This window comes from Paenibacillus periandrae (assembly GCF_022458865.1).
Taxonomy (GTDB): Bacteria; Bacillota; Bacilli; order Paenibacillales; family NBRC-103111; genus Paenibacillus_S; species Paenibacillus_S periandrae.
Genome location: NZ_JAJNMU010000005.1, coordinates 346,389 through 359,671, shown reverse-complemented (window position 1 = coordinate 359,671; position 13,283 = coordinate 346,389). Strand labels below are relative to the sequence as shown.

Sequence of the window (13,283 nt, the reverse complement as noted above, 5' to 3'; positions counted from 1 at the left end):
CTCGGTAAAGCCAGTAGTGCCGATGAATGATCGATACGAACCTCTATTTGCATCGTTTCGTCTGCCTTCGGGCGTAAGGTTAAATAATCGGGTGATGATGGCGCCGATGGGCATTGGGGCATCCAGTCCAAACGGAGAAGTGACGGATGCGGAACTGGCTTATTATCGAGCTCGCGCTCAAGGAGCTGGCGCTATCATTACAGCTAGCGCGCTCGTGTCGCAAAACGGAAAGTTCATCCAACATGGATGGGGCATCGATCACGACGAGCTGCTGCCCGGATTGAAAAAGCTGGCGGCTGTCATTCAGGAAAACGGGGCCAAAGCGATTGTGCAACTTTATCATAGCGGTCGGCTGAGCAATCCGGCGATGGTTCCAAGCGGTCATGCGCTGAGCCCCAGTACGATCGCGGCAGAGCGTGAAGGAGCGGTCGTCCCCAAGGCGATGACGGAAGCGGAAATCGAAACGGCGATCGAAGAGTTCGCGCAGGCGACCCGCAGGGCAATCGAAGCCGGCTTTGACGGGGTTGAAATTTCCGGTGCCAACGGGATGCTGATCCACCAGTTCTTTTCCCCGCATGCGAACCGAAGGGAAGACAAGTGGGGTGGTACGTTGGAAAAGCGGATGGCCTTCCCGCTCGCAGTCGTGAAACGCGTCCAAAAAACCGTTGCGGCGCATGCAACGTCGCCATTTGCAGTCGGGTACCGCATTTCGCCGGAGGAAAAAGAAACGCCGGGAATCACCATGGCCGATACGCTTCATTTTGTCAACGTGCTGGCGGAACAAAACCTGGATTATATCCATCTTTCCGTGGAACACTTCTGGCAGAGTCCGAGAACGGACGACAAGATGGCAAAGTCGCGGATCGTGATGGTGCAGGAACTCGTTGGCGACCGCGTCCCCGTTATCGGTGTCGGAGGACTGTGGACCCCGATGATGTTGTGGAAGCTCTGAGCACGGGCGTTCCATTGATCTCGCTTGGTCATGCCATGATTGTATATCCGGAATGGGTAGCCCTGGTCCAAAACGGACGGGAGGAAGAAATCAAAACGATGCTTTCGCGTTCCGCGCAGGAGAAACTTGCGATTCCCGACGGAATGTGGGACAGGATCATGAGTATACCTGGCTGGTTCCAAGTGATGGATGAAGGGGGTACGGAAGGTTAAGGCATTGACGATAGGAGGCTATCTATTGGTTGGATAGCCGACCTTCCATTCGAGTAGCCCGAAGGAGTTTCACTTCAGGCTCTCACAGAACTGTACGTCAGTCTGTCTAACAATTGATTGCTAAGCTTGTTTATAAATATTACTTTGACTACGTGTTTTTTTGGCAAGCTGTTCGATCACTTCTTCATCTTTAAGCCTGATTACTGACCTTCCGCCTTTGGCGGACGTGCAGAGATCCTTTTGTCCGCAGATATCAAAGGTTGCCTGCTCACCCTCTTCGGGGCAGAAATTCGCTTGGCGGAATTGCCGGGTACAAGTCCGCGGAAACGACGGACGAGAACCCCGAACGAGTTGCTTTGCTCCAGCAGTTCACGTGGTCATACCTTCGCGATGCGCTCGACCTCGACAATTCCAGCTGGCTGGCAGCCCGCAAAGACCTGGAAGGGGACACCAATCCGTTAGGTCGGATCGAATCTAAGTAAGGATAATGATCAAAGCGATCTCAAAGAAGGGACCATCCTAAAAAAAGAATGGTTCTAAAACTTGCCGTTATAAACAGCGAGAAGAACCGTATCGCACATACTGGTAAAGCAGAGGTTTGAAATACGAGTGGAATCGGTAGCTTTGAACCATCAGATTTGAGCATAATACTATAGTGGAAGGAAGGCTATCGGACGACCGTCTGGAACCGATCAGCCGTTAAGCTGATGCGTTTGTGGCTCAGGGAGCGATGGTCGCGTGAGCATGGTAACCGAAGCGATTGAGGCTAGTCCGCTAGTGGTGATCTGCGTGCTGAGAGTTAAAGAAATGCGATCGTGTCGCCTTTCGAAATCCGACCTTCCCTCTCCACGGAACAAACGATACCTCTCAACTTTTTAGCAGCAGGCACAAATTTCTGACTAAGCCCGCTCTCATTATAAATTTTTTCAATCACCCTTCCGGGTCCAATGCAGGGCAGGTTTTCTCCTTCACAAATTAATCCTGTACCATCTGGAAAAATTAACCTGGCCCCTTGATGCAGTTCTGTAAGCTTGTCAAATCCGCTAATGATAATGTTGGCCCCTAGCCATTCCGGCTTTATTTCAGGGAGATCCAGTCTATTGGCGATGCAGTCACATTCCTCTTTCGAAACGATACTGATTTGACGTCTGTTGGCAATCAGCACACCACGAGGATAAATTTTTTGCCTGGAATCCGCAGGACGTAACAAGCCGTAATGACGATCTCCCGGAATCCCTCCTAATTCAATCTGAATATAGGGCACGGAGCGAGTAACGAATGTTGTCGGCTCTTCAGCCACCATTACCCTTTCAACTGTAGCGCTACTTTCGCTCATGATTCATTTCCCTCCTTTTCCTGCTAAGATTGCAGCTCTTTATAGATCAAGCCAAAAGAACGTGTCAGAATCTCTACTTCCTCATCGGATAAAGAGGCGGCAAAATACTGCTTGATCCCCCTTGCATATACAGGCCAAGCTTTACGCAGCTGGTTTTCCCCTTCATCCGTGAGAACAGCATATGCTCCCCGTCGGTCCTCTTCGCTTTTTTCTCTTTGAATCAATCCTTCGCGCTCCAGTCGGTCGATCATCCTTGTTAAGCCGCTTTTACTCAAGACCACCTTCCGATTTAATTCTGAAAAGCGAAGCCTGCGATCGGGTGCCTCAAACAAAGCGATCAAAACATCGTATGTGGTTAGCGGGACTTTCTTCTGTGCTGCCAAATCCCGCTCAATGAATTCCATGATTTTGGCATGTGCTTTTATAAACAACCGCCAAGCAGTCAACTCTTTTTCCGATACCCTTTCCATAGCCCATCCTCCATTCGTTAATAACAATATAAATCATTTTTGTTGCGCAATCAACGAAATATTTGTTGACCGAACAACTAAACGATGCTATATTTAGTTGCGTAATCAATTGTTGATTTTGAAACAATTTATGAAAGGAGGTACGATGTTCCAATGCACAGCATGAGTTTTTACGCCAATACCGTTCTGCGCATATTGACGGGAGTCATTTTTTTCATGCATGGGAAATTCAAATTAGAATGGGGTTATTCTAATTTGTCGGAATGGTTGCATAGTCAGGGATTTCCACTGGCAGCATTTTTCGCTCATGTACTGCCATGGATTGAACTGCTTGGAGGCATCATCATGATTATTGGAATCGGTACGCGTTATCTAACCATCTTATTTAGTCTTATTCTTCTGGTCGCTTTATTTAAGGTGAAGATCGCCACCGGTTTCATCTCGAATACGAACACTGGCTATGAGTTCGACCTACTGCTGATGATCGTCTGTTTACATGTAGCCGTGACTAGCCCGAATTCGCTTAAGCAAGTTTGGATGACTTCTGGAAAAGGAGGTGAAACGAAACATGTCTAAAGTAAAAATTACAAAGTACGATGAAGGACCTTTTGTCATTCAAGGAAACTTCGAACTGGTTGACGGAAGTGAAAATGCTTTTCAAACCAGCGATACGATTGCCGTTTGCCGCTGCGGACAATCAAAGACACAGCCATTTTGCGATGCTACTCATAAAACATGCGGATTCAGAGAAGCTTCTTCGGCCCAATAATCATCACTCTCTGCCTGGAGAAGAACCGAACCTCATCGTACAAAAAAACGTGATGATCCCTTCATAAAATTAGGGAATCATCACGTTTTTATTCGTTGCCGGCTGGCAACACAAGCGGACCTCAATGAAGCTATTCTCGGGTTAGACCCATTTCAACGGTTTCTATATACAGCTTCACTTGGAAATGGGGTGATTTGGAGAAAGTGTTACCGGTTTGGCAGCGCTGGGCCCCGTCTGTCACGAACCGCTTAACCTCAACCATTGAGGTGGCTGCCAAGAAGGTGGGAACTATTGAATCTACCGGGCAATTACTTGGCGGTGCAGAGGAGCTGCGTCGATTGATTAGACCGCTCTTGCGAGCAGGCACTCCGGTGAAGGTGCTGGTGAAGACAGTGCCTTTTATAGAAGCAACCAAATTTTTTGCCGAATCGGACCTAAATTTGGAGCCGAAATTTAAAATAAGCGGGGCTTACGGGTTTCAACCTTTGCCTCGTGAAGGAGTACGAATTATACGTGACTTTTTATCCAAAGCATCCAACAGGCATTCTACTGTGTGGAGTCAAAGCTTAGGCGGTGCAGGAAGCGCGGTGAGTCGAGTATCGCCTACTGCAACGGCCTATCCTCATCGGAAAGCTGAGACAATCTACGAACTGTCAGCACGCTGGAGGAACAACGGGGAACAGCAGCGGAATATTCAGTGGGTGAAAAGGTTTCGCAGAGCGTTACGTCTCTTTTGTTAAGGGGGATTATGTGAATTTTCCCGATTTGCAGATTAAGAACTGGCCCATGGCGTATTATGGTGTGAACTTTGGCAGATTGAAGCAGGTGAAGCGAAAGTACGATCCTCATAATGTATTTCGTTTTGCTCAGAGTATTCCAGTGGGTAAACGGGTTAGAAAATAATAATACTCGCACCCAAAGCAAAGGAGCTAACGGCTGTAGCTCCTTTAGCATTTTTCGCCGATAGCCCCGTTGAGGTATATTCATTGTGGCGGGTCGGCTGGCGCCGACCCTTGATCCGCCAGAGATTAATCAAGATCACCGTCTTCAAAGATAAAAAGCTCTTCTACACTGACCTGGAATTGCTGGGCGATTTTGACAGACAGTTTGAGAGACGGATTGTACTCTCCTTTTTCCAAAAAATTGATCGTTTCTCTTCTTGCGCCAACCTTTTGTGCGAGCTCTGCCTGGGTGAGATTGAATTTTGCTCGATATTCTTTTATGCGTGTTTTCATTATTCCAAGCCTTTCTGCTTCCTTGTAAGCAGCCAGGATACGTAGAGCGATCCCGCCATGCCGAATAAACCAATCAGCAGTAAATCATCAATTTCCAGATATTTATGGAGCGCAAACAAAATAATCCAGATGTACAAGGAATAGAAATAAGCTTTGCCCGCCGAATAAATCTTTACTTTTCTGGTGCGTTCATCATCAAACCACAAACGAAGATTCCATTTCACAATCATCACTCCTTGTTAGAAATATATAACCTAATGTTAAAAATATATAACATTCTCTGTATTTCGTCAATGGGTTCTTTGTCTGTTTTTACATTTTCCGAAGGTAAAAACGGAGCTACTCCCTATGCAAGAAAAGTTCGCGTTCTTTTGAAAGTTAGATTCCTTTTTTCTCAATGGCACATAGATGGTTGAATATTGGTAGGTTGGCAATCTTGTGCCACGTCAAGCTCCTCTCGTATCCGATAGATCCGTTAAGCTGAACCTTACCATAAGTGACGGCTAAATTTTTCGTGTGGGAAGGGCTTAGGGGCGCGGAAAAAGGCTGGAGCGGGTAAGATGCGGAATGGGAAGCATGAGACCCAATTAGCTTGTTTTAGAGTTGATACGCGCTTTGTAGGATGATTGATATCGGCTTATCGGAGCTCATCATGAACACGTCGAACTCATTGAACGATGCAAATTATAGTTTTTGACCGAATGCATGTGCTACGTCCACCAAGGCTGCTGTGTGATTTTTAGTTATGAGGTTTCATAGTTCAACATTAATATAGTAACAAGTCTATGCTGACTTAACTAGCAACGGAAAATAGTTCTTTCATTGCGTTCTGTTACACTTCAAATATAGGGAACTTTGCTATAAAGTCCATTATTGAAACCGAACGACTTGAAGTTTTGTTGAAATTGTGCGTCTACCGCAGCTTCTGTTGATACAAAGAAAGGCGTATTAAGCTTGGAAACCCAAGATAAAGCTAGATGGACAAGGCTTCCTTCCATTACAGGAGGTCCGTTAGCCCATTCATCCCCTCGTTCTTCAAGGCATTCGATTCCTTGAGCTGCTTGTCAATCTGCCTCATGTGATCGTTCAGATATTGAAGTCTCAAAGTTAGAACCATATTCAACCGCTTCCAACAGGTATTGCACGGTTGTCCAGCTTCGACCTTCCATAAAATGATATACATAATGATGCTGTCCATTCGGCAGAAACGAGTAATTAAGAATGTGCATATGAGCATCTATTCCTCTCTTACATTACCATCTTCAGCTCCCCAATAGACTGTAAAGGATAAGGACTCTTTAAACCACTTAATGCGCGGAAGCAAATTGTTGTAGGTAACAAAACCTTCTGGTAAAGCAATGCCGAGACGGGCGTTTCATGGTATAGACAATATCGAAAACAGCACCTGAAAACACATTGGTGGCCTTGACTTTTATATGATGGACATACTTATACAAACCGTTGTTGCTTTTAGTTACATTCACAATAATCAAACTCATGTCAGACAACTCCAGCATACTTATGAATCATTTTTGTGAAATTTGTGATATGTAAAAATTGACATACACTGATATAGAAATCATTGATATAGCTAGAAAGACAGATGAAAAATGCTTTATTTACACAATCTTAATGAATATGTCATTGAATATGTCAGTGACATTATATAAGCTTATTTTAGATCACTTATCAGGGGGGAGATACACAGTAGCATGAGAAACAACAGTAATCATAAAAACGGTTACTTTTACAGTAAGTCACAAGTAAAGTGATGCCCGATGATTCTAAGAATGTGGAAGCCTTATAATGGCTGCAGACTTATGCTAACCAATATAACATCAGAGACTTGAAATCAGTGAGATGCTGCAGTCCATGATGTTGATAAAAACGAGGGATAACCTTAGATGAAAAATGTACACGTGTCAAAGAAACCGAGTCAGCTGTACTTGCAGATTGCTGAAAAGGTCGTAGGCATCATCCAGAGCCGCAGGCTTCAACCGCATGATCCCGTCCCATCGGAAGGAGAACTTGCGAAGCTGTTCGGCGTAAGCCGGATGACGAGTAAGCTGGCACTAGAACGGCTGGCCGAGCAGGGTCTGGTGTACCGATTGCCGAGAAGGGGGACCTTCCTTTCCGGACAGCAGGACGGAGCGGCTTACAACGGAGAGCTTCAAGCAGAAAATAAAGCGCTTCCAGTGGAAAAGAAACAGATTAAGCAGATAGCTCTTATCGTGCCCCATCTATCTGATTACACCTCTAAGATTATTGCGGCAGCCGAGATCGAAGTGCGCAAGCACGATTGTGATCTTATTCTGAAAATTAGCAAGAGTAAAGAGGACGAGGATCTTTGCCTGCAGAAGCTTGTTGAAGGGGGAATAGGCGGCATCATTTTATTTCCTCAAGGGCGCAAGACATGCAGTGACCAGGTGCTGAGATTGAAATTACAGCAGTTTCCGATTGTAATTATCGACCGGATCTTTCGTGAGGTTCAGATTGATTGTGTTTATCACGATCATTATCAGGGTTCCTACCAGATGACCAAGTATCTGATCGAGAAGGGACACCGGGAAATCGGATACACTTCGAACTCGATAGAAAATATCACCAGCAGGGAGGAGCGGTATCTAGGTTATATCCAGGCGCTGCTCGATCATGCAATCCCCGTCAAAAACCAATATATTCATTTTAAAATCGTGCCCTGCGATCCAAGTCGTATTAACGAGTGCGACCCTGAACAGGAGCGGTTTATTCAAGAAAATCCGCAGATGACAGCCCTCATGTGCGGGGATGATCATGTGGCCATTTCAACCTTATATACTGCCATGAGTATGGGGATCCCTGTCCCTGACAAGCTTTCTATTGTCGGGTTCTCCGATATCCATTTATCGGCATTAGCTCCGATTCCCCTTACAACGGTCAGACAGGATACCGGGCAGCTTGCCCAATCGGCATTTAATCTACTGATGAAGCGCATTAATCATTCTCTTGAGAAACAGATTACCATCAAAATTCAAACGACGATCGTAGAGAGGAAATCTGTTCTTTAGGATTGACAGGAGGACTTTATATGAAAATTCATTTTCTGGGAACCGCAGCTGCAGAGGGCTTTCCGAATGCATTTTGCCGCTGTGAGCATTGTCTCCAAGCAAGAAAGCTTGGAGGAAAGAACATACGAACACGAAGCTCGGCCATCATTGACGATGTAATCAAGTTCGACTATTCCCCCGATTCTTATATGCAGGCGCTTCGCGACAATATTGATTTGGGTGCTATTGAGCACTTGCTTGTCACCCATACGCACTCTGATCATTTTAATGCTTATGATTTGGAATGCCGGAGAGCGGGAATTGCTCACAACCTTCAGCATCCGATGCATATCTATGGCAATGATGCCGTGATGCACCATACGCGTGTCGCCATCGGCCGTTTTGCGGGAGAAAGGTTTGCGTTTCATCTGCTCCGCCCATTCGAGACGATAAAAGTGGGTGATGCTCTTGTTACACCGCTGCTGGCGGATCATGACAGTATGGAAACCTGTTTGTTATACGTGATCGAAAAGGATGGCAAAAAGCTGCTGTATGGACATGATTCGGGCTGGTTTCCTGAAGCTACATGGGCATGGTTAAAGGGAAAAAACCTGGATTGTGCCATACTCGACTGCACGCACGGATACACGGGAAAATCCCGCGATCGCAATCATATGTGTATTGAGACGGTGCTGGAGGCTCAGCGTGAATTTCGGAAAGAAAACATTTTGAAAGAGGAAGGGCGCATCGTCGTCACGCACTTCAGCCATAATTCCAAGCTGCTTCATGATGAATTTGACGAAATTTTCAAGCCCGCCGGGGTCGTGGTGGCCTACGACGGATTGATTTTATACATCTAGATTCATTTATAAAAATTCAACCTATAACCTAAAGGAGTGTCAAAAAGAATGATGAAAAAAATGGCTAGTGTATCTTTGTTGTCGGTCTTGTGTCTAGCGGTAACTGCTTGCGGTGGCGGCAGTAATAACGGTAATGCTGCTGGGACTACCCCACCGGCCAACACCCCTTCTGCATCTGCACCGGCAGCGAATGAACCGGTTAAGAATGAGAAGCTGATTGTTTATACGAATGCGAATTCCGATGGTCGTGGCGAATGGTTAATTGAGAAAGCGAAAAGCGCCGGCTTCGAGATGGAGCTTGTTGGAGCAGGTGGCGCCAACCTGACGAACCGGTTGATTGCAGAGAAGAACAATCCGGTTGCGGACGTTGTGTTCGGTTTGAACAACATGCTTTATGAAAATTTGAAGAAGGAAAACGTCTTGACCAAATATGTCCCGAAATGGGCTGGAGAAGTTGAGCCAGGCTTAAACGATCCGGAAGGCTTCTATCACGGTCTTGTGAAGCAAGCGATTCTGCTTGGCTATAATCCGAAAAATTTTACAGCCGAAACAGCACCAAAGGATTGGGCGGACCTCTACAAAAATGCAGCGTTCAAGGGCAAATATGAAGCGCCTACCCTACTGGGACAAATTACACCGCAGCTCGTAGTAGCGGGAATTCTGACCAGATACCAGGACCCGAAGGGTGAACTTGGCATTTCCAAGCAAGGCTGGGATGAAGTTAAGCAATTGTTTGACAACGGTGTTAGAGCGGTCGAAGGAGAGGACTTCTACGCCAACCTGGCAAGCGGAAAAACGCCGCTTGGAGCCGTGGTTTCCGGTACACTCAGTAAGAAGGAAGAGCAGTATAAAGTGAAGGCAGGCATCGTAAGTCCGCAAATCGGCGTGCCTATGATCGTGGAGCACGTAGCGATTATTAACGGTACCAAGAAGAAGGCAACGGCAGAACGGTTCGCCGAATGGATGGGAACCTCAGAAGTTCAAGGCGAATTTGCCGCTAAGTTCAACTCCATGCCTGCAAATACGAAAGCAGTGGCCAAAGCCAATGAGCCCGTGAAAGCATTGTATGCTACTTTGAAAGCTCAGCCTTTGGATTGGGGTTTCATTGCTAACAACATTGGAAAATGGGTAGAGAAAATTGAATTGCAGATCATGAAATAAATAAAGTGAAAAACGAAATGAATAACGGACTGCATATTGGTGCTCCAATATGCAGTTATTCTTTAAGAAATTAAAAAAAGGTATAGGAGTAAATATGATAACATTTAATGATATTCAAATAAAATTTGGTAATTTCCAAGCTATCAAAAACCTGAATCTGCACATAAAAGAAGGCGAGTTTTTTACCTTTCTCGGTCCGTCAGGGTGCGGGAAAACAACGATTCTTCGCAGTCTAGTCGGATTCATTAAGCCAACGAGCGGACAAATTATGTTAGGCGATAGGGATATTACGAATGTGCCTATAGAAAAAAGAGCGATCAGCATGGTGTTCCAAAGCTATGCCCTGTTTCCGACCATGAACGTTTATGAGAATATTGCCTTTGGCCTGCGTGTCAAGAAGGCTTCGAAGGCCGAAATTGACCTGGAAGTGCGGGACATTGCCCAGAAGGTGGATTTGAAGGAGGAGCAGATTTTTAAAAAAGTATCTGAGTTGTCCGGCGGCCAGCAGCAGCGCGTAGCTATTGCCAGAGCGCTGATTCTAAAGCCGAGCATTTTGGCACTGGATGAGCCTTTATCCAATTTGGACGCCAAGCTAAGAGTACAATTGCGAAATGAGTTGAAAAATCTTCAAAAGAAGTTCGGGATCACGACCATCTATGTCACTCATGATCAGGAAGAAGCGTTAACATTGTCTGATCGAATCGCCGTATTCAACAATGGAATCGTAGAGCAAGTCGACACTCCCAAGGAAGTCTACAATCAATCTAAAACGGAGTTTGTATGCAATTTCATTGGTGATATCAACAAGATCGATCAGCAGATTATTAAAAACAGTCGGTTGAAGGATTTCATCGACCCGAATAAAATAGCCTACATCCGCAACGAAAAAGTGAGCTTGCTGCCTCTGCCGAGTACGGATGCCGTACAATTGAAGGGGACTATCGTGGATCAGGAGTTTTATGGACTGTACAGCAAATATTTAATAGAGGTTGCTGGTGGGGGGCTGCTAAAGACGATCGAGAAGGAAAGCGGGCTTGCTCATAATAAAGTCGGTGACGATATTGATATATACATCAATGTCAGCGATATTCTGCAGTACTAGGGAAGGAGGAAGCATGTTGAACGCAGAGAAAATAAAAAAAGGGCTCACATCCATCAACCTGACTGCATTCGTTTTTTACGCTCTGATAGCCTGGTTTGTCGTTGCCTTTCTGATCTATCCAAACATTAATATCTATTATGAAATCTTTTTTAAGGGCGGCAAATTTTCGTTCACGGCGGCAGAAAAGCTGTTGTCATCCGAACGTGCGATGAGAAGCTTGTATAACAGCTTTATTCTGGCCGTATCCCTTGTTTTTACGGTAAATATAGTTGGCGTCACATTGGTTCTGATCTCGGAGTATTTTGATATTAAAGGTGCGAAAATTTTAAGGCTTGGCTATTTTACTACCCTTATCTATAGCGGTGTTGTATTAGTGTCCGGATATAAATTCGTATATGGTGAAAATGGCTTCATGACCAAGGTTTTGGTCAATTTGTTTCCTTCCTTTGATACGACATGGTTTCACGGCTACTGGGCTGTTTTATTCGTAATGACCTTCGCCTGTACGTCCAACCACGTCCTGTTTCTAAGCAATGCCATTCGTAAAATTGATTTTCAAACCGTAGAAGCAGCAAAAAATATGGGCGCATCCACCTTTTATATCCTGTGGAGGGTGGTTCTTCCGGTCTTGAAACCTACGATGTTTGCGCTGACGATTCTGATCTTCCTGACAGGCTTGTCTGCAACGTCCGCTCCTCTGATTCTGGGCGGAGTAGAGTTTCAAACGATCACACCGATGATTCTGACCTTCTCGAATAGTGTGTCCTCCAGAGATCTGGCTGCGCTGCTGGCGCTCATTCTCGGTCTGGCTACTTTAGTTTTGTTGACCATTATGATCAGATTCGAACGAAAAGGTAATTTCATGTCCGTTTCCAAAGTAAAATCGGAGCTGGTCAAGCAGAAGATCAACAATAAGCTCGCAAATATAACAGCGCATATTCTGGCTTACTTCCTGTTTCTCCTTTATATCATTCCGGTCGTTCTTATTGTTGTCTTTTCATTTACGGATGCACACAGCATATTTACGGCAACGCTCAGCCTTAGCAGCTTCTCCTTAAGCAATTACAAGAATGTGTTCTCCAACATGTCCGCGTTCAAACCTTACCTGGTGAGCATTGTGTATGCCGCTGCGGCCTCGGTAACCGTTGTGGCCCTGGCCTTGGCAGCATCGCGAATTTTGCATAAGTTCAAGAACAAGTGGACAGTTGCTCTGGAGTATGCGCTTCTAATCCCATGGATGCTGCCTTCGACATTAATCGCAATCGGGCTTATCGTAACTTTTAACTCGCCAAGACTGATTATTGGGAATTCGATATTAGTGGGAACGGTCTGGATGCTATTTCTTGCCTATGTCATCGTACACATTCCGTTCACCCTCCGTATGGTGAAAGCGTCCTTCTTCAGTCTGGACGGTAATCTGGAGGATGCGGCGAAAAATTTGGGTGCCAAGTCGTTCTATACGTTCACGAAAGTATTGTTACCGATCATACTCCCGTCAACGCTAGCCGTGCTGGCTTTGAACTTCAACGGTATTTTGGCGGATTACGATCTAACCGTATTCCTCTATCATCCTTTGTACCAGCCTCTTGGCATCGTTATCAAAAACAGTACGGATGCACAGGCTCTGGCTGACACCAAAGCGTTAACTCTGGTATATTCCGTCATATTAATGATCATGTCCGCTATTACGTTATATTTTGTTTATGGAAGAAAAAGTAAGCGTTGAAAGATGTACTGACGTGGGAGGTGCAATGGCATTCCAAAGCACATATGCTAAAAGTGCGACTAATCAAAGCCATACAAATCCTCTCAACTATCCTGAAAATGAATATGGACAGACATACGGTTCTGCTGAAAAAAGACATAGACGGTGAGCTACCAAAATCACCCGAGGAAGCCATTGCGATACAGAACAGTAGATCGCCATGTGGTCGTGATATTCCGCTGTATGACGTTGATGGTGAAACCGTAATTGGTGTGGTTCATGTTGGAGGAAATTAACAAAAAAATTATGTTCAAGTGTTACGAACGGGGACGATAGCTGAATAGTTAGCCCATGGCTAGCAGGATGAGGTATTGTTTCGATGGGAGAACGGCCAAGCTTGTTGAAGTTCTACGCCGCTTCGCCAAAAATCCTCAGCATCACGTGGCGTCGAATTG

At 45.4% G+C, this 13,283-nt stretch carries 13 protein-coding genes and 2 pseudogenes; 11 read left to right on the top strand and 4 right to left on the bottom strand.

The window, feature by feature from the left end:
• Positions 1 to 22: 22 nt before the first annotated feature.
• Positions 23 to 1,164, top strand: a pseudogene (locus LRL21_RS10665) (NADH-dependent flavin oxidoreductase).
• Positions 1,165 to 1,424: 260 nt separating this feature from the next.
• Positions 1,425 to 1,646, top strand: a complete 222-nt coding sequence (locus LRL21_RS10660; protein WP_240415756.1) for a hypothetical protein — start codon at positions 1,425 to 1,427, stop codon at positions 1,644 to 1,646.
• A gap of 317 nt (positions 1,647 to 1,963) precedes the next feature.
• Here the strand turns inward: LRL21_RS10660 and LRL21_RS10655 are convergent, their stop codons facing one another.
• Together LRL21_RS10655 and LRL21_RS10650 are read right to left on the bottom strand one after the other, a co-directional pair.
• Positions 1,964 to 2,500 (bottom strand): MOSC domain-containing protein, encoded by a 537-nt coding sequence (locus LRL21_RS10655; RefSeq protein WP_240415755.1) that lies wholly within the window; start codon positions 2,498 to 2,500, stop codon positions 1,964 to 1,966.
• A 23-nt stretch (positions 2,501 to 2,523) separates the two neighbouring features.
• Positions 2,524 to 2,970 carry a MarR family winged helix-turn-helix transcriptional regulator gene (locus LRL21_RS10650; protein WP_240415754.1) on the bottom strand — a complete coding sequence of 149 codons (447 nt, stop codon included), beginning with the start codon at positions 2,968 to 2,970 and terminating at the stop codon, positions 2,524 to 2,526.
• A gap of 153 nt (positions 2,971 to 3,123) precedes the next feature.
• Here LRL21_RS10650 and LRL21_RS10645 point away from each other — a divergent pair, with 153 nt between their 5' ends.
• From LRL21_RS10645 to LRL21_RS10635, 3 genes and pseudogenes are all read left to right on the top strand, one after another.
• Positions 3,124 to 3,546 (top strand): DoxX family protein, encoded by a 423-nt coding sequence (locus LRL21_RS10645; protein ID WP_240415753.1) that lies wholly within the window; start codon positions 3,124 to 3,126, stop codon positions 3,544 to 3,546.
• A complete protein-coding gene (locus tag LRL21_RS10640; protein WP_240415752.1) occupies positions 3,539 to 3,739 on the top strand; it encodes a CDGSH iron-sulfur domain-containing protein in 201 nt (66 codons plus the stop codon). The genes LRL21_RS10645 and LRL21_RS10640 overlap by 8 nt, the downstream gene beginning before the upstream one ends.
• A 137-nt stretch (positions 3,740 to 3,876) precedes the next feature.
• A pseudogene (locus tag LRL21_RS10635) lies at positions 3,877 to 4,642 on the top strand (BBE domain-containing protein); the annotation flags it as partial.
• 125 nt (positions 4,643 to 4,767) lie between these two features.
• On the opposite strand, the gene LRL21_RS10630 reads toward LRL21_RS10635, so the two are convergent.
• Positions 4,768 to 4,974 (bottom strand): helix-turn-helix transcriptional regulator, encoded by a 207-nt coding sequence (locus LRL21_RS10630; protein WP_240415751.1) that lies wholly within the window; start codon positions 4,972 to 4,974, stop codon positions 4,768 to 4,770.
• Positions 4,974 to 5,198 carry a hypothetical protein gene (locus tag LRL21_RS10625; RefSeq protein WP_240415750.1) on the bottom strand — a complete coding sequence of 75 codons (225 nt, stop codon included), beginning with the start codon at positions 5,196 to 5,198 and terminating at the stop codon, positions 4,974 to 4,976. The genes LRL21_RS10630 and LRL21_RS10625 overlap by 1 nt, the downstream gene beginning before the upstream one ends.
• A 1,680-nt stretch (positions 5,199 to 6,878) precedes the next feature.
• Between LRL21_RS10625 and LRL21_RS10620 the strand changes: the two genes are divergently transcribed.
• The 6 genes from LRL21_RS10620 (at position 6,879) to LRL21_RS10595 (ending at position 13,124) form a co-directional block, all read left to right on the top strand.
• On the top strand, positions 6,879 to 8,021 hold the full coding sequence (locus LRL21_RS10620; protein ID WP_240415749.1) for a GntR family transcriptional regulator: 1,143 nt from the start codon (positions 6,879 to 6,881) through the stop codon (positions 8,019 to 8,021).
• Between the two features lie 20 nt (positions 8,022 to 8,041).
• Positions 8,042 to 8,860, top strand: coding sequence for an MBL fold metallo-hydrolase (locus LRL21_RS10615; protein WP_240415748.1), 819 nt, complete (start codon positions 8,042 to 8,044; stop codon positions 8,858 to 8,860).
• A gap of 48 nt (positions 8,861 to 8,908) precedes the next feature.
• The gene (locus tag LRL21_RS10610) at positions 8,909 to 10,021 is read left to right on the top strand and encodes an extracellular solute-binding protein (protein WP_240415747.1); all 1,113 of its coding nucleotides are present in this window, start codon (positions 8,909 to 8,911) and stop codon (positions 10,019 to 10,021) included.
• Positions 10,022 to 10,115: 94 nt separating this feature from the next.
• The gene (locus tag LRL21_RS10605) at positions 10,116 to 11,123 is read left to right on the top strand and encodes an ABC transporter ATP-binding protein (protein WP_240415746.1); all 1,008 of its coding nucleotides are present in this window, start codon (positions 10,116 to 10,118) and stop codon (positions 11,121 to 11,123) included.
• A gap of 13 nt (positions 11,124 to 11,136) precedes the next feature.
• Positions 11,137 to 12,849: an ABC transporter permease gene (locus LRL21_RS10600; protein WP_240415745.1), complete on the top strand. Its 1,713-nt coding sequence runs from the start codon at positions 11,137 to 11,139 to the stop codon at positions 12,847 to 12,849.
• Complete coding sequence (locus tag LRL21_RS10595) at positions 12,846 to 13,124, top strand: hypothetical protein (protein ID WP_240415744.1); 279 nt, start codon at positions 12,846 to 12,848, stop codon at positions 13,122 to 13,124. Before LRL21_RS10600 ends, LRL21_RS10595 begins: the two co-directional genes overlap by 4 nt.
• The last annotated feature ends 159 nt before the right edge of the window (positions 13,125 to 13,283 follow it).